This is a genomic window from Hydrogenophaga sp. (assembly GCF_018780385.1).
In the GTDB taxonomy this organism is placed as follows: Bacteria; Pseudomonadota; Gammaproteobacteria; order Burkholderiales; family Burkholderiaceae_C; genus Hydrogenophaga.
Genome location: NZ_JADMJO010000052.1, coordinates 1 through 17973 on the forward strand (window position 1 = coordinate 1; position 17973 = coordinate 17973).

Genomic DNA, 17973 nt, shown 5'->3' on the forward strand with positions numbered 1-17973 from the left:
GCCGAGATCGACTACAAGGAAGACTTGGAAGGCGCGCAGTTCGTGATCAAGAACCCCAACGCCAATAGCACCTGCGGTTGCGGATCCAGCTTCAGCGTCTGATTCGCTGAAGGCCTCGCGCCAACAAAAAAGGGGAGCTTCAAGCTCCCCTTTTTGTTGCCTGCGTGTTGCGGGCTTATTCGGCGCTGGCCTGCTGAACGCTGGCCGCGGCGTTGAGCTGCACCCGCTGCAGTTGGGCCAAGGCATCAAAACGGGGGCGGGCCGCCGGGTTGATCGGGATGGACTCGCTCTGGCGGGCAATGGCCAGGGGATCTTGATGAATGCCGTTGTCGCGGAACTCGAAGTGCAGGTGCGGGCCGGTGGAGGCACCGGTGGACCCCACAGCACCGATCCAGTCGCCCTGGCTAACCTTCTGGCCCTGGCGCACGCCAATGCGGCTCAGGTGGGCAAACACCGTGGTCTGGTTGCTGCGGTGGCGAATGTAGATCACGTTGCCGTAGCCGCGCTGCACGCCGGCAAACTCGACCACGCCATCGCCGATGGTGCGCACAGGCGTGCCGGTGGGAGCGGCGTAGTCCACGCCCATGTGGGCCTTGCGCCCGCCCGTGATGGGGTGAAAACGCATGCCGTAGCCGCTGCTCACGCGGGAGAACTCCAGCGGGGACGACAGGTAGAACTTGCGTGAGCTCTCGCCATTGAAGCCATAGTAGGCGCCGCGCTGGCCGGGCTCTTCAAACCACACGCCTTCGTGTTTGCGGCCGTTGTTGACGAACTCGGCGCTGAGGACGCGGCCGGTGCGCATGCTCTCGCCATCGGCTTCCAGGCTCTCAAAGACCACGCTGAAGCGGTCGCCCTGGCGCAGGTCGCGGCGGAAGTCGATGTCGCTGGAGAACATTTCGGCCAGCTGCACGGCGACCGGGTCGGGGATGTTGGCCGCGTCGGTGGCGGCAAACAGGGAGCTGCGGATCACGCCGCTGGCCAGGCGGGCCGAAGCGGTGAGTTCACCCGTCTCCAGCCGCGACTTGAAACCCTGAGGGCTGTTCTCGATCACCAGGCGGGAGAACTTGCGGTCGTCACTGGCAAGCCAGCGCGAGGTCAGGCGTTGCAGTTCCTGGCGGTCGTTGGTTTCCACGCTCACCAGGCGGCCTGCGCGGCCTTGCAGCAACTGGCGGGCCGTGGGGTCGGTGCGCAGGAAACCCTGGGCTTCGGAATCGACAACGCCCAGGCGCTGCAACAGGCTTTGGGCCGTGTCGTCGCGCCGGGTCACTTCGCTGCGGAACAGCACGAAGTCGGTGGCGGGGGCGCCGAGCAAGTTGGCGGAAGCGAACGCGGAGGCGTCGAGCGATTCGACAATCTGGCGCACGGGGAGGTTGGCGGCGTCGGGTGCGAGCGGCGCGATGCCGAAGGCGGTGACGCCGGTACCCAGCAGCAAGGCGCCAATGCCGCCCATGATGCGGCGGGGGTGCCTGGCGAGGCTCTGGCGGGTGGCGTCGGCGACCTGGGTCAGCGACTGGAGCAGCGAGCGGATCAAAATCGGTGTTTCCTGGAAAGAGGTCCAACGGTCTGTTGGATGGCACACACAGGCTGATAGGCCCAGGCGGAACAAGTTCACACGAATTGCGCCTGTGCGATGAGCTGGGTCTGAGATGTGCAAAAAGCGCGCCAACTAAAATCCGTCACTCGGCGCGAAGTATAGCCAGCGCCATGTAGCCTGCATCTGAGAAAACGCTTATGAAACCCAGCACCCAAGAAGCACAAAGTACTCATCAAAACAATCCCGTTGACGGCGTGCTGACAGACGGTGTGAAAAATGCCTTGAGCGTGACACTTCGGGGGTGCGAAGAATTGATCCCCCAGGCCGACTGGGTTAAAAAATTGTCACAGTCGGAGAAGACCGGGCAGCCCTTGCGCATCAAGTTGGGGCTGGACCCGACGGCGCCCGACATCCACATCGGCCACACGGTGGTGCTCAACAAGATGCGCCAGTTGCAGGACCTGGGGCACCAGGTGATCTTTCTGATCGGTGATTTCACCAGCCTGATCGGCGACCCTTCGGGTCGCAACAACACGCGCCCGCCGCTCACCACCGAGCAGATCCAGGCCAATGCCGAAACCTACTACAAGCAGGCCAGCCTGGTGCTGGATCCGGCGCGCACGGAGATCCGCTACAACAGCGAATGGAGCCTGCCGCTGGGGTCGATGGGCATGATCCAGCTGGCGGCCAAGTACACCGTGGCGCGCATGATGGAGCGCAACGATTTCCACGACCGCTTCAAGGCCGGCACGCCCATCAGCGTGCACGAATTCCTGTACCCGTTGATGCAGGGTTACGACTCGGTGGCGCTCAAGAGTGACCTCGAACTCGGTGGTACCGATCAGAAGTTCAACCTGCTGATGGGCCGCCACCTGCAGGCCGAATACGGCCAGGAGCCGCAGTGCATCCTGACGATGCCGCTGCTGGAAGGCCTGGACGGCGTGGACAAGATGTCCAAGAGCAAGAACAACTACATCGGCATCACGGAAGCGGCGAACTCGATGTTTGCGAAGGTGTTGAGCATTTCCGACACGCTGATGTGGCGCTGGTACACGCTGCTGTCGTTTCAGTCGCTGGAGCACATCGAAGGCTTGAAGCAGGCGATTGCCCAAGGTGCGAATCCGAAGGACGCGAAGGTGGCGCTGGCCAAGGAAATCACGACACGTTTCCACAGCAAGGCGGCGGCCGATGCGGCCGAGCAGGACTTCATCAACCGCAGCAAGGGCGGTGTGCCTGACGAGATTCCCGAGGTATCGCTTTCGGGCGCGCCGTTGGGCATCGGATCGCTGCTGAAGTCGGCGGGTCTGGCACCCTCGACCAGTGAGGCCAACCGTTTGATCGAGGGTGGGGGTGTGCGTGTGGATGGCGCCGTCATCAGCGACAAGGGCTTGAAGCTGCCTGCCGGGACGTTTGTGGTGCAGGTGGGGAAGCGGAAGTTTGCTCGTGTTTCTTTGAGCTGATTGTTTTTCGCACGTCGCGCTTCGTTCATTGACCTTTGCGGGATCGAAGCGGCATTGCGCTCTGCTCCGCGAATGTCCCCCGGTGGCCTGCGGCCACCTCCTCCTTGATTTCGCTGCGCAGAGCGCAATGCCGCTTCGATCTGACGAGGTGGTGGCGCACCTGCGTTGGCTTGCTCCGATGTTGGCTGCCTGATGAGCTGGTGTGGCCGACGCAGCGAAATAAAGGAGGAGGCGGCTCCAGCCGCCGGGGGACATTCGCGGAGTCGGCCGCGCCAGTTCATCAGGCGAAGAAGCTCACTTGCCCCTGGCCATCTCAAGCATGCGAACCATCGCCGAGTAGCCACGTGACCGCGCCAAAGCCAACGGCGTCTGACCATGGCGATCGGCCAGCTGCAGGTTCGCGCCCGCATCGATCAAGGCCTTGAGCGTGGCCTGGTGACGCGAGCCACCGTCGCCCAGCACCACGGCTTCGATGGTGGCCGTCCAGTGCAGGTTGTTCACGTGGTCCAGCGGTGCACCGGCGGCGATCAACTGGCGCACCACGCCGTCGTGCCCCAGATGCGCGGCGGCAATGAGGGCGGTGCCGTCGTAGCGGCTGGTGGTCTGCTTCGCGCTCGCGCCCAGTTGCAGCAGCACACGCAGCGTGTCCTCGTCGTCGGCGACCGAGGCGATCGTCACCGCGTCGTAGCGGTCATTTTCCAGTCGATTGATGTCGGCGCCCGCCTTCGCCAGAGCACGCACCGCTTCGCGTTGGCGCGCGAACGTGGCCACGTGCAACGGCGTGCGGCCGTGTGCGTCGGTGGCGTCCACTGCTGCGCCACCGGCCACCAGGCGCGCGATCTTCGCTGCGTCGCCTTGGTGAGCCGCTGCGTGCAGCCCGGTGGAGGCCGCAGCTTCGGCCGCGCTGGGGGCGACCTGGGCCTGGGCGCTTGCACCGGTGAAGACCAGCGCGAAGGCCAACAACAGCGTCTTCATTTCAACAACTCGGCAACCTTGGCAATGCCCGCGTTCGCGCACTGCTCGTCCAGATGACCACCGGGCGCACCGCCCACACCCACGGCACCGATGACCTCGTTGCCCACCTTCACCGGCACGCCGCCGCCCAGCACCAGGAAACCCGGAATGTCCACCAGCGTCGCGGCGCCGGGGTTTTTCTGCACGCTCTCCAGCATGGCGGCGGTGGTGTTGCGTGCCGAGGCCGAGGTGTAGGCCTTGCCTTGCGCGGCGCCCACGGTGTGCGGGCCGGCGTTGTCGGCGCGTTGCAGGGCGCGCAGGGAGCCGGCGCGGTCCACCACGGCCGCGGTCACGTTGTAGCCGCTGGCGCTGCACGAAGCGACGGTGGCGGTGGCGATCTGGTTGGCCAGGTCCAGCGACATGTTTTTCTCCACGCGAACGCTCTGTGCGCTGGCGGCGGCGGCGATGAGGGACAGGGCGAGGAAGGAAGTCTTTGCAGCGAATGTCATGGAGTTCTCCGGGGGTGTGGAACGGTTTGATCAACCGTGGGAGAACTGTAGAAATTCGCGCGGCAAACCACCATTCGGGCGGCTACGCGCGGCCCTCCGTAGAACTACGCGGTGCCGTTCGTGTCACCTGCATCGACCAGCGCGGCGTAGTGCCGGATCAGCTGCGCCAGCGACGGCGCCTGCAGCTTGGCAAACAGGTTGGCGCGGTGGGTCTCCACCGTGCGTGGCGAGAGGCCCAGCGCGCGGCCGATTTCCTTGTTGGTCAGGCCCTCGACGATCAGGCCCAGCACCTCGCGCTCGCGTTCGGAGAGCTGCCCGAAGCGCTCACGCGCCGCGCGGTCGGCCTGGTGGCGCTGACGCGATCGCACGTGCTGGCGCACGGCGTTCTGCAGCGCTTCGAGCAGCGCCTCGTCGTCCACCGGCTTTTCCAGGAACTCGGCAGCACCGGCCTTGAAAGCGCGGCGGCACATCTCCACCGTGCCGTGGCCGGTGAGCATGATCACGGGTTGGTCCACGCCCCGCGCCACCAGGGTGTCGAGCACGCTCAGGCCGCTGATGCCGGGCATGCGCACGTCCAGCACGATCGCGCCAATGGCCTCGCGGTCGAACTCGCTCAGGAAGGCCTGCGGGTCGCTCCAGGGCTGCACGCGCAGGCCCACGGTACCGATCAACAGGGCCAGGCTGTCGCGCACCGCCTGGTCGTCATCGATCAGGTGCACGGTGGGTGAGAGCGTGTCCGTGCTCATGCCTCAGCCCGCGCCAGTGGCAACCGCAGCCGGAACACCGCACCACCCGACGCTGCGTTGGCCGCGCTGAGCGCCCCGCCCATGCCGCTGGCCAGCGTTTCACACAGACTCAACCCCAGGCCCAGACCGCCTTCGCGCGTGGAGAAGAAGGGTTCGAACAGGCGCGGCAACACCTCGGGCGCGATGCCCGGCCCGCTGTCGGTCACCGTGAGTTCGCCCAGACCATCGACGGTGCGCAAGGTGAGCGTGAGGCGGCGCTGCGCGGGGGGCACCTGCTCCAGGGCCTGCAGCGCGTTGAGGATCAGGTTGTGCACGACCTGGTCGAGCGCCACCGGGTCGGCCATCACGCTGAGCGCTGACGTGCCTTCGAGCGCGGGCAACACGCTGCGGCGCTGGCACTCCGGCTCCAGCAGGTACAGCGCGCGGCGCACCGCTTCCACCGCGTCCACGGCCTGGTGCTGGCCGCCGCTGTCGGGCCGTTCCACCGCGCGGCGCAGCCGGCCCACCACCTCGGCGGCGCGCCGGGCCTGTGCGGCGGCCTGCGCCATGGCGCCGCGCGCTGTGGCCAGTTCGGGCGGGTCGTCGTCGAGCAGGCGCTGCGCGGCCTGGGTGTTGGCGAGCACCGCGGTCAGCGGCTGGTTGAGCTCGTGTGCCATGCCGGCGGCGAGTTCGCCCAGTGTGTTGAGCCGCGCCACCTGGCCCAGGCGCAGCAATTCTTCGGCGCGGCGGCGGGCGATGCGCTGGCGCTGCAGGTGCCGCACCGCCGCCAGCAGCGTGGCCACCGCGAGCATCCAGACGGCCATGCGGGCCCAGGGCCACTGGCGCCAGCCCACGGTTTGTGTGGCGACCACGTCAAAGGGCTGGCTCTCGGCCGCCACCACCTTGTGGAACTCGAAGCGCGAGCCGGTGCCCGTCCGCAGTCGGCCCGGCTGGACCACGTGGTGCTGACCGGCATGCTCCAGCTCGACCCGAACCGCGCTGGTCTCGGCGGCCATCGGCCACTCGGCCCAAGGCACCAGGGCCTGCAGGTCGATGGTGAGCGCGTAGCTCGCGGGGGAGGCCGCCAGCACCAGCCGGTAGCGGCCACTCTGCAGGTCCAGCGGCGCGAGCGCCGCGCGACCGCTCTGGCGCGACAGGCGCTCGGCCTCGGCCAGCGCGGGGTCGGGCCAGGGGGTGGTGGCGTCGCTGCGTTGCACCGACAGGATGCGTGGGTAGAGCGAGGGCAGGCGCTGCTCGGGCGAGCCCTTTCCAGGTGAAGCGGGCGCGGCGGGCGCGGGCTGCAGCAGCGCCAGCGTGGCGAGGATCGCGTCGTGCTGCACCACCTGCTGGCTCAGCAGCCGGTGCACGATGCGCGCGTCGGTCTCGAACAGGGCGCGCTGTTGCTCCAGCGACTGGCGCGCGATGGCGGCCGCGCCGGCCAGAGCGATCACCGCCCCGCCGAGCACCCACCACCACGAAAAACGCCAGGGCTGCCGCATGCGGCGGATTCTGGCACGCGCCTTCATGGCGCGGCGCCGGTTCAGGGAAACAGCGGCTTGACGTTCCAGATCTCGCTGGCGTATTCGCGGATGGTGCGGTCCGACGAGAACGCGCCCATGCCGGCCACGTTCATGATGGCTTGGCGCGTCCATTCGGCCGGGTTGCGGTAGAGCGCATCCACCTTGTGCTGCGTGGCCAGGTAGTCCGTGTAGTCGGCCAGCAGCAGGTAGTAGTCGGACTCCAGCAAGGTGCGCGTGATGTCGTGGAAGCGTCCGGGCTCCTCGGGGCTGAAGGCGCCTTCGGCGATGCGGTCGATGGCGGTCTTGAGGTCGTAGTTGTGGTCGTAGTAGCGGCGCGGGTTGTAGCCGCTGGCGCGCAGGGCGGCCACCTGCTCGGTGCGGTGGCCGAAGATGAAGATGTGCTCGAGCCCCACGTGTTCGGCGATCTCGATGTTGGCGCCGTCCCAGGTGCCGATGGTGAGCGCACCGTTGAGCGCGAACTTCATGTTGCCGGTGCCCGAGGCCTCGGTGCCGGCGGTGGAGATCTGCTCGGAGAGATCGGCTGCGGGAATGATCACCTCGGCCAGCGACACGCGGTAGTTGGGGATGAACACCACCTTGAGTTTGTCGCCCACGCGCTTGTCGTGGTTGACCACGCGCGCCACGTCGTTGATGAGCTTGATCACCAGCTTGGCCATGTAGTAGGCCGAGGCCGCCTTGCCGGCAAACACCACCGTGCGCGGCACCCAGTCGGCGTGTGGGTGCGCCAGGATCTGCTGGTAACGCGTGACCACGTGCAGCACGTTGAGCAGCTGGCGCTTGTACTCGTGCATGCGCTTGATCTGCACGTCGAACAGGCTGTTGGGGTTCACGATCACGCCGGTCTCAAGGGCGATGCGCTCGGCCAACCGGCGCTTGTTTTGTGCCTTGGCGTCCCGGAAGGCGCTGACGAACTCGGGGTCGGTGGCCAGCGGGCGCAGCTGTTCGAGTTCGTCAAGATTGCGCCGCCAGGTGGTGCCGATGCGCGCGTCGATCAGGCTGGCCAGTGGCCGATTGGCCTGCGAGAGCCAGCGCCGCGGCGTGATGCCGTTGGTCTTGTTGCAGAAGCGCTCGGGGTAGAGCCGCGCGAAGTCGGCAAAGATGGTCTGCACCATCAACTGGCTGTGCAGGGCCGAGACGCCATTGACCTTGTGGCTGGCCAGTACCGAGAGGTAGGCCATGCGCACGCGGCGCTGGCCACGCTCGTCGATCAGTGACACGCGGCGCAGCAGGTCGTTTTCACCGGGGAAGCGCTCGTGCACCTCGGCCAGAAAAATCGCGTTCAGGTCGTAAATGATGCGCAGGTGGCGCGGCAGCAGGCGGCCGAGCAGCTCCACCGGCCAGGTCTCCAGCGCTTCCTGCATGAGCGTGTGGTTGGTGTAGCTGAACACGCGTTTGCAGATGCTCCAGGCGGTGTCCCACTCCAGACCTTGCTCGTCGACCAGCAGGCGCATGAGCTCGGGCACGGCCAGCGCGGGGTGCGTGTCGTTGAGGTGGATCGCCACGCGGTCGGCGAAGAGCGCGAAGTCGCCCTGGTGCTTGAGGAAGCGGCGCACGATGTCCTGCAGCGAGGCGCTGACGAAGAAGTACTCCTGGCGCAGGCGCAGTTCCTTGCCGTGCTCGGTGCTGTCGTCGGGGTAGAGCACGCGCGAGACGTTCTCCGACTCGTTCTTGGCCTCCACGGCGCGCATGTAGTCGCCCTTGTTGAAGGCGTCGAGGTTGATGCCGCTGGTGGCGCGCGCGGTCCACAGCCGCATGGTGGCCACGCTGCTGAGTTCGTGGCCGGGCACGCCGGTGTCGTAGGCGGTGGCGATCACGTCATCGGTCTCCACCCAGCGCACCTGCTCGTCAGCCTGCACCAGGCGCCCACCAAACTGCACCGTGTAGCTGAACTCCGGGCGCATGAATTCCCAGGGATTGCCGTTGACCAGCCAGTAGTCGGGCTCTTCAATCTGGCGGCCGTCAACAATGCGCTGCGCGAACATGCCGTAGTCGTAGCGGATGCCGTAGCCCATGCCGGGCACACCCACGGTGGCCATGGAGTCGAGGAAACACGCCGCCAGCCGTCCGAGGCCACCGTTGCCCAGGCCGGCGTCGGATTCCAGGTCGATCAGCGCGTCGAAGTCCACACCGAGCTGGGTGCAGGCGGTGCGGGCCTCGTCGAGGATGCCCACCGAGAGCAGGGCGTTGGTCAGCGCGCGCCCGGTGAGGAACTCCATCGACAGGTAGTACACACGCTTGGCGTCGCTGTCCTGCGAGGTGGCCAGGGTCTCGCGCCAGCGGTGCATCATGCGGTCGCGCACGGCGTGGAACAGGGCAAACAGCCAGTCGCGCCGGGTGGCCGAGCGCGGGTCTCGACCCACCGAGTAGATCAAGCGGTTGGCGATGGACCTGCGCAGGGCGTCCACGCCGTTGTCCAGGTGGTCGTATTCGAACGGGACAGGATCGAGGGTGGGCTGCGTGTTGGGCATGGCGTTGGGGCGTTCGTTGGGGTGCTGAAGGGCAGTAGCAATAAACGTGCAGGTGCTCAGGTGCTGGGCGAGGCCGGCATGACCGAGGCGTAGACCCGCAGGTAGTCGCTGGCCGCATGGTCCCAACCGAAGCGCTGCGACATGGCGTGGCGCTGCACGGCGCGCCAGTCGGCCGGGCGGCGCTGCAGTGCAAAGGCGCGGCGCATGGCCGAGAGCAGGCCACCCACATCGAGTTCGTGGAAAACGAAGCCGCTGGCGCTGCCATCGTCCAGGTTCTCCAGGCTGCAGTCGACCACGGTGTCGGCCAGGCCCCCGACGGCGCGCACCAACGGCAGCGTGCCGTAGCGCAGGCCATAGAGCTGGGTCAATCCGCAGGGCTCGAAGCGCGAGGGCAGCAGGATCACATCGGCGCCGGCCATGACGCTGTGCGCCAGGGCTTCGTCGTAACCCACGGTGAGCGCCACCTGGCCGGGGTGGCGCTGCGCGCAGTCGCGCAGGGCTTGTTCGATGGCCGCGTCGCCCGAGCCCAGCACCGCGAGTTGCCCACCGCGCTGCACCAGCTCGTCCACCACGGCGGGCAGCAGGTGCAGGCCTTTTTGCTCGGTGAGGCGGCTCACCACCGAGAACAGCAGCGCATCGGCCCGGGGCTCCAAGCCCATGCGCTGTTGCAGGCGGGCCTTGGCCAGGACCTTGCCTTGCAGGTGGTCGGCGTCAAAGCCGGGTTGCACCAGCGGGTCGGTCTGCGGATTCCACACCGCGTCGTCCACGCCGTTCAAGATGCCGTGCAGTTGCGCCTGGCGCTGGCGCAGCACGCCGTCCAGACCGCAGCCTTGTTCGGTGCCGGTGATCTCGCGTGCGTAGGTCGGGCTCACGGTGGTGATGGCGTCGCTGTATTTCAGCCCGGCCTTCATGAAGCTGATCTGGCCATGGAACTCCAAGCCCTGCAGGTGGAAGAGCGCATCGGGCAGGCCCAGGCGCGGGCGCAGGCCGGCGTTGAACACGCCCTGGTAGGCCAGGTTGTGCACGGTGAACACGCTGGCCGGCCGGTGCTCGGCGGTGTGCGCCAGTTCGCGCAGGTAGGCGAAGGCCAGGCCGGTGTGCCAGTCGTGGCCGTGCACCACATCGGGCAGCCATCCGCTGTCCAGACCGGTGCCCAGGAGTGCTGCGGCCCAGCCCAGCCAGGCGAATTGTTCGGCGCTGTCGGGCCATGCCCGGCCGTGCTCGTCCAGATAGGGGTTGCCGCTGCGCTCGTACAGACCTGGCGCGTGCAGCAGCCACACCGGCATGCCGCTGTCGGTGATGCGTCCGGCGCGCAGCCATGGCGTGGGGCCGTGGGCGCTGGCGGGCTGCGGTCCCAGGCCGGCGGGCAGGCCGCTGCTGCCCCCGGCGGGCACCAGCAAGGTGGGGCCTTCGGGCGTGACGCCGGCCACCACGCCGGGAAAGGCGGGCAACAACAGGCGCACATCGGCGCCCAGGGCGTTGAGCGCCGGCGGCAGACCCGCGCTGACGTCGGCCAGCCCGCCGGTCTTGAGCAGCGGGAAAACTTCGGAGCAGACGTAAAGAACCTTGAGGGTCATTCCAGTTTGTCCAGCATTTCTTTGGTGACCAGAACGACTCCACTCGGCGTGCGGAAAAAACGGCGCGCGTCTTCCGCCGCGTCCACGCCGATCTTGGTGCCCGGTGGGATCACGCAGCCGTTGTCGATCACCACCTTGTGCAGTTCGCAGCTGCGGCCGATGTCGACCTCGGGCAGGATCACCGACTCTTCCACCGACGCATATGAGTGCACGCGCACGCGGGAGAACAGCACCGAGCGGCGCACCAGCGCGCCCGAGATGATGCAACCGCCCGAGACCAGCGAGTCCACCGCCGAGCCACGGCGGCCGTCGTCGTCAAAAACGAACTTGGCCGGTGGCAGCTGCTCCTGGTAGGTCCAGATCGGCCACTCGCGGTCGTACATGTCGAGCTCGGGGATGGTGTTGGTGAGATCGAGGTTGGCGGCCCAGTAGGCGTCGACCGTGCCCACGTCGCGCCAGTAGGCCGGTGCTTCGGGCGTGCTCTTCACGCACGACATGCCGAACGGGTGCGCCACCGCGTCGCCGGCGGCCACCATGGCCGGGATGATGTCCTTGCCGAAGTCGCGGCTGGAGCCAGGTGTGCTCGCATCGCGTTTCAGCGCTTCGAACAGGTGCTCGGTGTTGAACACGTACACGCCCATGCTGGCCAGAGCGGTGTCGGGCTTGCCGGGCATGTGGGGCGGCTGGGCCGGCTTCTCCAGGAAGCGCACGACGTTGCGATCGGCATCGATGTCCATCACGCCGAAGGCGGTGGCTTCGGCCAGCGGCACTTCGATGCAGGCCACGGTGCACTTCTTGCCCAGCGCCACGTGGTCGGCGATCAGGGTGGCGTAGTCCATCTTGTAGATGTGGTCGCCGGCGAGCACCAGGATGTACTCCGGCTTGTGCGCCCGCAGGATGTCCAGGTTCTGGTAGACGGCGTCGGCGGTGCCGAGGTACCAGCTCTGGTCGTCCATGCGCTGCTGGGCCGGCAGCAGGTCGATGAACTCGTTGAACTCGTTGCGCAGGAAGCTCCAGCCGCGTTGCAGGTGGCGCAGCAGGCTGTGTGACTTGTACTGCGTGAGCACACCGATGCGGCGCACGCCCGAGTTCAGGCAGTTGGAGAGCGCAAAGTCGACGATGCGGAACTTGCCACCGAAGTACACCGCGGGTTTGGAGCGCCGGTCGGTCAGGGCGTGCAGACGCGAGCCGCGTCCGCCCGCCAGCACCAGCGCAATGGTGCGCTTGGCAAGTTGCTGGGGCGATGTCTTTTCCATGCTTGTCTCCAGTGGTTGGGGGCGGGTGCGTCTTGGTGCGCACTGGCTCATTGAAACGGGAATTTTGAAACGGGAACGGGCACCGCTGTTGCCATTCAGGGTATTCGGCCGTGTGCGCGCGTCAAGGCGAGCAGGCGTTCGGCGGGGTGGTGATCGACCTGGCGCCAGTCGAAGCGCCATTCCCAGCAGCCCGTGGCCTGGCCGGGCGTGTTCATGCGGTGCTTGCCGTCCAGGCCCACCACGTCCTGGAACGGCAGCACCAGGGTGTTGGCCACCGACTGCGACAGCGCGGTGATCAGCGTCCAGTGCGGCTCGGTGTCCACCGCGGGGCCGAGGTAGGCGCGCGCGGCGGTCTTGTCGTGCGCAGAGGCGGAGCGCCACCAGCCCAGGGTGGTGTCGTTGTCGTGCGTGCCGGTGTAGGCCACGCAGTTGCGCTCCAGGTTGTGCGGCAGGTAGGGATTGGCCGCATCGCCGCCAAAGGCGAACTGCAGGATGCGCATGCCGGGAAAGCCGCAGGCCTGGCGCAGTGCCGTCACCTCGGGTGTGATCAGGCCCAGGTCTTCCGCAATGATGGCCAGCGGGCCCAGCTCCGCCTGCAGGGCCGCGAAGAGCGGCAGGCCCGGGCCGCTTTGCCAGTGGCCCGCCACGGCCGTGGGCTCGCTGGCCGGGATTTCCCAATGCGCCTCAAAACCGCGAAAGTGGTCCAGCCGCACCACGTCGACTTGCTGGAACAGGTGCTCCACGCGGTCCTTCCACCAGCGGTAGCCGTTCTGCGCCATGACCGGCCAGTTGTAGAGCGGGTTGCCCCAGCGCTGGCCGGTGGCGCTGAAGTAGTCGGGCGGCACACCGGCCACCACGTCGGGCTCGAAATCGTCGTCGAGCAGAAACTGGTCGGTGTGAGCCCACACGTCAGCGCTGTGGTGCGCCACGAAGATGGGTGCATCACCCACGATCTGCACACCGCGGCCGCGGGCATAGTCGCGCAGCGCCTGCCACTGCACCCAGAAGCGCCACTGCACGAACTGCCAGAAGCCCAACGCCTTGGGCGAATGTTGTCGCACCTCGTCGAGCGCCACCGGATCACGCTGCGCGAGCGGCGCGGGCCACTGCGACCAGCTGCCGATGTGGCGCTCGCTGAGCACCATGAAGAGGGCGTAGTCGTCGAGCCAGTGCGCGTGGTCGGTGCAGAAGTCGGCCAGTGCCTCGCGGCAGTCGTCGCTGGCGCGCTGGCTGAAACCCTCCCAGGCCTTGCGCAGGCAGGCCATGCGCCAGGGCGCCACGCGCTCGAAGTCGCAGTGGAGATGGTCGAAGCCCTGGGTCGGTATCCAGGGCAGCCAGCCCATCTGCACCAGGTCGTCCAGATCGACCATGAGCGGGCTGCCGGCGAAGGCCGACACGCTCTGGTAGGGCGAATTGCCCGGGCCGGCGGGCGACAGCGGCAGGATCTGCCACATCGACTGGCCGGCCGACGCAAGCCAGTCCACGAAATGGCGCGCGCCGATGCCGAGGTCACCCGAGCCGTTGGGGCCGGGCAGGCTGGTGATGTGCAGCAACACGCCGCTGGTGCGGCGCGACAGAAAGGGGTGGATGGCGGTGTTCATGGCGGGGTGCCGCCGGGTGCATGCAAGCCCTGGACCAGCAACCACACGCCGGCTTCGCGCAGCGCCAGCCGGCCGGTGACCGTGTCGCGGGCCTGGCCGGGCCGTGCCACCCGGGCGCATGCACTGTCCAGCAGCACAACCCAGCCGCCAGGCGGCAACGTGAGCTGGCCGTGGCCGTGGTCAGCGTGCCAGACCAGCAGCAGACGCTCAAAGGGCGGTGCGTCGCCTTCCGCCACGGTGATCAGGGCCGTGAGCGTGTGGCGGTCGCGCGCTTGCCAGACCTCGGACCGCATGGGGAGTCCGTCGGTGTCGAGCCAGGCGATGTCTGGCGTGGTGCCCTCGCCGCTGAACCAGTGCGCGTGGCGCAGGCCGGGGTGCTCCCGCCGCAGGGCTGCAAGACCGGCCACGAAGCCGGTGAGTTCGGTGTCGGCGTGGGCCCAGTCGAGCCAGGTGGTCTCGTTGTCCTGGCAGTAACAGTTGTTGTTGCCTTGCTGGCTGTGGCCGAACTCATCGCCGGCCAGCAGCTGCGGTGTGCCTTGCGCGCAGAACAGCGTGGCCAGCAGGGCGCGGCGCCACAGGCCACGGCGGTGCAGCACCACGGGGTCGTCGGTCGCGCCCTCCGTGCCTCCGTTGGCGCTCAGGTTGTGGCCGTGGCCGTCGCGGTTGTCTTCACCGTTGGCGGCGTTGTGCTTGTGCTGGTAGGCGATGAGGTCGGCCAGATTGAAGCCGTCGTGCGCGGTGACCATGTTCACGCTCGCGGTGGGTCGTCGGCCGCGCTGGTTGAACAGATCGCCGCTGGCGCACGTGCGCGTGGCGAGTTCGCCGCGCGTGCCGTGGTGGCCGAGCCAGAAGGCGCGCACGCCGTCGCGGAAGCGGTCGTTCCACTCCCACCAGCCGGCCTCGAAGCCACCCGTGTGGTAACCGTCGGGTCCCACGTCCCAGGGCTCGGCGATCAGGCGCACGCCGCGCAGCACCGGGTCTTGCGCCATCGCGTCCATCATTGCGCTGCGCGGGTTGAAGGCGTGGCCGAGTGCGGCGTCGCGGCCCAGCGAGACCGCGAGGTCAAAACGGAAACCGTCCACACCGAAGGCTTGCACCCACCAGCGCAGGCTGTCCATCACCCATTGCTGCACGCGAGGTTCGCTGAACGCCAGGCTGTTGCCGGTGCCGCTGAAGTTGTGTGGCACGCCGTGTTCGCCCATGGCGTACCAGTGGGTCTGGCCCAGGCCGCGCCAGCTCAGCGTGGGCCCGTTGAGGTCGCTCTCGGCCGTGTGGTTGAAGACCACGTCGAGCACCACCTCGATGCCCGCGCGGTGCAGGGTGTCGACCATCTGGCGGAACTCGGCGCGCACGGCTGCGGCGTCGGCGGCGCTGGCCGGGGCCTGCCCGCCGGTGGCTGCGGCGTACGCCGGCTCCGGCGCAAACGCGTTGAGCGTGTTGTAGCCCCAGTGGTTGCTTAAGGCCCGTTCGATCAGGTGGCGCTCGCTGATGTGCTGGTGCACCGGCAGCAAGCACACCGTGGTGATGCCCAGGCGCTGCAGGTGCTGCACCACGGCGGGGTGGGCCAGCGCGGCGTAGGTGCCGCGCTGGTGCTCGGGTACTTCGGGATGCAGGCGGGTGAGGGCTTTCACATGCGCCTCGTAGATCACCACGCGCTCACCTGCGATGGCCGGGCCGGGCGCTATTTCCGAGCCTGCGGCCAGCTCGGCCTGCGCATCCACCACCACGCAGCGTGGCATGTGCGCGGCGTTGTCGGTCGGGTCGGGCTGGTGTTCGCTCCAGGCCTGGGTGGGGTGCAGCGGGTCGGCGCAGGCGTGCCCGGTCTGCAGTGCCAGGCGGTCGGTGTCGCCCACCAGGGCGAGCGCCCAGGGGTCAAGCAGCAGGCGCGCGGGGTTGAATCGGTGGCCGGCCTCGGGCAACCACGGGCCGCTGGCGCGCAGGCCGTAGAGCTGGCCGGCACCCACACCGGGCACGAAAGCCGACCACACGCCATCACCGCCGGGCTGCAGGGCCACGCGCCGTTGTTCAACCGGCGCACCGGGATCGAACAGGCAGACGTCCAATGCATGGGCATCGGGCGCCCAGACAGCAAAGCGCACGCCGTCCACGCTTTCCTGGCTGCAGGGACGCGCACCCAACGCAGGAGCGGCGCAGGAGGGGGTCATGTCCCGGGTTGGAGCCACAGCACCGCGAGGGGGGGCAAGGTGAAGTTCGCCGACCAGCGCTGGCCGTGCTGTGCCAGGTCTTCGGCCAGCACGCGGCCGTGGTTGCCCACGTTGCTGCCGCCGTAGTGGCTGGAGTCGGTGTTGAGCCGCTCGTGCCAGTCCCCACCGTGCGGCAGGCCCACGCGGTAGCCGTGGCGCACCATGGGGGTGAGGTTGGCCACCACCACCACCGTGTCTTCGAGCGCGTGGCCGTAGCGCGCGAAGGCCAGCACCGAGTGGTCGGCATCGTCCACCACCAGCCACTGGAAGCTGTAGGGGTCGGTGTCGCGCGCGTGCAGGGCCGGCGCGCTGCGGTAGATGTGGTTGAGGTCGCGCACCAGGTGCTGCACGCCGGCGTGCGCCGGGTCATTCAGCAGGTGCCAGGGCAGCTCGGCATCGTGGTCCCACTCGGTGGGCGGGGCCAGCTCGGCGCCCATGAAGAGCAGCTTCTTGCCCGGGTGCGCGTACATCCAGGCGTAGAGCGCGCGCAGGTTGGCCAACTGCTGCCAGCGGTCACCGGCCATCTTGGTCAGCAGGGAGCCCTTGCCGTGCACCACTTCGTCGTGCGAGAGCGGCAACACATAGTCTTCGGTGTGCGCGTACATCATCGCGAAGGTCAGCTTGTGGTGGTGCCAGCGCCGGTGGATCGGGTCGAGCGCGAAGTACGACAGCGTGTCGTGCATCCAACCCATGTTCCATTTGTGGTCGAAGCCCAGCCCGCCCTCGGCCACGGGGCCGGTCACGCGCGGGAACGCGGTGGACTCTTCGGCGTAGGTGGTGGCGCGCGGCGCTTCCTGCTGCAGCACCTCGTGCACCTCGCGCAGGAAGGCAATCGCCTCGTAGTTCTCGCGCCCGCCGTGCTCGTTGGGAATCCACTCGCCGGCCGGGCGGCTGTAGTCGCGGTAGAGCATGGAGGCCACCGCGTCCACCCGCAGGCCGTCGATGCCGTACTGCTCGACCCAGAACAGCGCGTTGCCGACCAGGAAGTTGCGCACTTCGAAGCGGCCGAAGTTGTAGATGAGCGTGTTCCAGTCGCGGTGGAAACCTTCGCGCGGGTCGGCGTGCTCGTACAGCGCCGTGCCGTCGAAGCGGGCCAGCGCGTGCTCGTCGGTGGGGAAGTGGGCGGGCACCCAGTCCAGGATGATCTTGAGCCCGGCGGCGTGCGCGGCCTGCACGAAGCGGCGGAACGAATCGGGCGAGCCGTGGCGCGCGGTGGGCGCGTACAGGCCGGTGGGCTGGTAGCCCCATGAGGCGTAGAACGGGTGTTCGCTCACCGGCAGCAGCTCCAGGTGGGTGAAGCCCATGTCCACCGCATACGGCACCAGGTGGGTGGTGAGATCGTCCCAGGTGGGCACGGTGTGCGGGCCGTCAGGGCGGCGCCAGGAGCCCACGTGCACCTCGTAAATGGCCATGGGCGCGGCGGGGCGCTCGTGCGCTGCAACGCCGCGGTCGGCAGGTGGCCGCAGGGGCTCGCACACGCGCGCGGCGTTGCCCGGCGGCAGCTCGGTTTCGCGGGCGTAGGGGTCGGTCTTGAAGACGTGGCGGCCGTCGCTGCCCTGCACCTCGAACTTGTACCAGTCGCCCACCGCCGCGCCGGGCACGAACAACTCCCACACGCCGCACTCGGGGCGCAGGCGCATGGGCTGCGCGCGCCATTGGTTGAAGTCGCCCGCCAGTCCGACGTGCCGCGCGTGCGGCGCCCAGACGGCGAACGCAGTGCCCGCCTGTCCGTCCAGCGTGGTGGCGTGGGCGCCGAGCTTCTGCCAGGGGCGCAGGTGCTTGCCTTCGGCCAGCAGCCAGACATCGGTCTCGCCGAGCCAGAAGCTGGGGGAGGAGGGGCCTGCGGTGTGGGGTGGGGGCGGCGTTGGGGTCATGTTTGCTGTGGGTCGTTCCATTCTGGCACCGCGCGCGCCCCGAGCAGACATTTCCTTCAGGGCGGTGGAAGACAATGACGGCATGACCCCCGACCGCGCCCGCCTGCTCACCCCACAGCGCTTGCTCATGGCCTCGGTGGTGGTGGCCCTCATGACCATCGCCCTCAAGACGGGGGCCTGGCTCATCACCGACTCGGTGGGCTTGTTGTCGGACGCGATGGAGTCGCTGGTGAACCTGGCCAGCGCGGTGTTCGGCCTGGTGATGGTGAC

Annotated in this window: 12 protein-coding genes and 2 pseudogenes; 3 read left to right on the top strand and 11 right to left on the bottom strand. The window is 68.0% G+C overall.

Features of this window, described 5'->3' with window-relative positions; all coding sequences use genetic code 11:
• A pseudogene (locus IV113_RS16935) lies at window positions 1–102 on the top strand (iron-sulfur cluster insertion protein ErpA); the annotation flags it as partial.
• A gap of 73 nt (window positions 103–175) precedes the next feature.
• Here the strand turns inward: IV113_RS16935 and IV113_RS16940 are convergent.
• A complete protein-coding gene (locus tag IV113_RS16940) occupies window positions 176–1531 on the bottom strand; it encodes a M23 family metallopeptidase (RefSeq protein WP_291087254.1) in 1356 nt (451 codons plus the stop codon).
• A 200-nt stretch (window positions 1532–1731) separates the two neighbouring features.
• Between IV113_RS16940 and tyrS the strand changes: the two genes are divergently transcribed.
• The gene (gene tyrS, locus IV113_RS16945; protein ID WP_291087256.1) at window positions 1732–2994 is read left to right on the top strand and encodes a tyrosine--tRNA ligase; all 1263 of its coding nucleotides are present in this window, start codon (window positions 1732–1734) and stop codon (window positions 2992–2994) included.
• A 294-nt stretch (window positions 2995–3288) separates the two neighbouring features.
• Here the strand turns inward: tyrS and IV113_RS16950 are convergent, their stop codons facing one another.
• From IV113_RS16950 to glgB, 10 genes are all read right to left on the bottom strand, one after another.
• On the bottom strand, window positions 3289–3969 hold the full coding sequence (locus tag IV113_RS16950; RefSeq protein ID WP_291087258.1) for an ankyrin repeat domain-containing protein: 681 nt from the start codon (window positions 3967–3969) through the stop codon (window positions 3289–3291).
• A complete protein-coding gene (locus tag IV113_RS16955; RefSeq protein WP_291087260.1) occupies window positions 3966–4457 on the bottom strand; it encodes a heme-binding protein in 492 nt (163 codons plus the stop codon). Before IV113_RS16955 ends, IV113_RS16950 begins: the two co-directional genes overlap by 4 nt.
• A 104-nt stretch (window positions 4458–4561) precedes the next feature.
• A complete protein-coding gene (locus tag IV113_RS16960) occupies window positions 4562–5203 on the bottom strand; it encodes a response regulator (protein ID WP_291087261.1) in 642 nt (213 codons plus the stop codon).
• Window positions 5200–6708: an ATP-binding protein gene (locus IV113_RS16965; RefSeq protein ID WP_291087263.1), complete on the bottom strand. Its 1509-nt coding sequence runs from the start codon at window positions 6706–6708 to the stop codon at window positions 5200–5202. Before IV113_RS16965 ends, IV113_RS16960 begins: the two co-directional genes overlap by 4 nt.
• 14 nt (window positions 6709–6722) lie before the next feature.
• Window positions 6723–9191, bottom strand: a complete 2469-nt coding sequence (locus IV113_RS16970; RefSeq protein WP_291087265.1) for a glycogen/starch/alpha-glucan phosphorylase — start codon at window positions 9189–9191, stop codon at window positions 6723–6725.
• A gap of 56 nt (window positions 9192–9247) precedes the next feature.
• Window positions 9248–10768, bottom strand: coding sequence for a glycogen synthase GlgA (gene glgA, locus IV113_RS16975; RefSeq protein ID WP_291087266.1), 1521 nt, complete (start codon window positions 10766–10768; stop codon window positions 9248–9250).
• Complete coding sequence (gene glgC, locus IV113_RS16980) at window positions 10765–12024, bottom strand: glucose-1-phosphate adenylyltransferase (protein WP_291087268.1); 1260 nt, start codon at window positions 12022–12024, stop codon at window positions 10765–10767. The genes glgA and glgC overlap by 4 nt, the downstream gene beginning before the upstream one ends.
• Window positions 12025–12119: 95 nt before the next feature.
• On the bottom strand, window positions 12120–13625 hold the full coding sequence (gene malQ, locus IV113_RS16985) for a 4-alpha-glucanotransferase (protein ID WP_291087270.1): 1506 nt from the start codon (window positions 13623–13625) through the stop codon (window positions 12120–12122).
• A complete protein-coding gene (gene glgX / locus IV113_RS16990; RefSeq protein WP_291087272.1) occupies window positions 13622–15790 on the bottom strand; it encodes a glycogen debranching protein GlgX in 2169 nt (722 codons plus the stop codon). The genes malQ and glgX overlap by 4 nt, the downstream gene beginning before the upstream one ends.
• On the bottom strand, window positions 15787–17703 hold the full coding sequence (gene glgB, locus IV113_RS16995) for a 1,4-alpha-glucan branching protein GlgB (RefSeq protein ID WP_291087274.1): 1917 nt from the start codon (window positions 17701–17703) through the stop codon (window positions 15787–15789). Before glgB ends, glgX begins: the two co-directional genes overlap by 4 nt.
• 82 nt (window positions 17704–17785) lie before the next feature.
• Between glgB and IV113_RS17000 the strand changes: the two are divergent.
• A pseudogene (locus IV113_RS17000) lies at window positions 17786–17973 on the top strand (cation diffusion facilitator family transporter); the annotation flags it as partial.

Coding starts and splice junctions, on each gene's coding strand:
- tyrS (WP_291087256.1), top strand. CDS start 1,732: ATGAAACCCAGCACCCAAGAAGCACAAAGTACTCATCAAAACAATCCC.
- IV113_RS16950 (WP_291087258.1), bottom strand. CDS start 3,969: ATGAAGACGCTGTTGTTGGCCTTCGCGCTGGTCTTCACCGGTGCAAGC.
- IV113_RS16955 (WP_291087260.1), bottom strand. CDS start 4,457: ATGACATTCGCTGCAAAGACTTCCTTCCTCGCCCTGTCCCTCATCGCC.
- IV113_RS16960 (WP_291087261.1), bottom strand. CDS start 5,203: ATGAGCACGGACACGCTCTCACCCACCGTGCACCTGATCGATGACGAC.
- IV113_RS16965 (WP_291087263.1), bottom strand. CDS start 6,708: ATGAAGGCGCGTGCCAGAATCCGCCGCATGCGGCAGCCCTGGCGTTTT.
- IV113_RS16970 (WP_291087265.1), bottom strand. CDS start 9,191: ATGCCCAACACGCAGCCCACCCTCGATCCTGTCCCGTTCGAATACGAC.
- glgA (WP_291087266.1), bottom strand. CDS start 10,768: ATGACCCTCAAGGTTCTTTACGTCTGCTCCGAAGTTTTCCCGCTGCTC.
- glgC (WP_291087268.1), bottom strand. CDS start 12,024: ATGGAAAAGACATCGCCCCAGCAACTTGCCAAGCGCACCATTGCGCTG.
- malQ (WP_291087270.1), bottom strand. CDS start 13,625: ATGAACACCGCCATCCACCCCTTTCTGTCGCGCCGCACCAGCGGCGTG.
- glgX (WP_291087272.1), bottom strand. CDS start 15,790: ATGACCCCCTCCTGCGCCGCTCCTGCGTTGGGTGCGCGTCCCTGCAGC.
- glgB (WP_291087274.1), bottom strand. CDS start 17,703: ATGACCCCAACGCCGCCCCCACCCCACACCGCAGGCCCCTCCTCCCCC.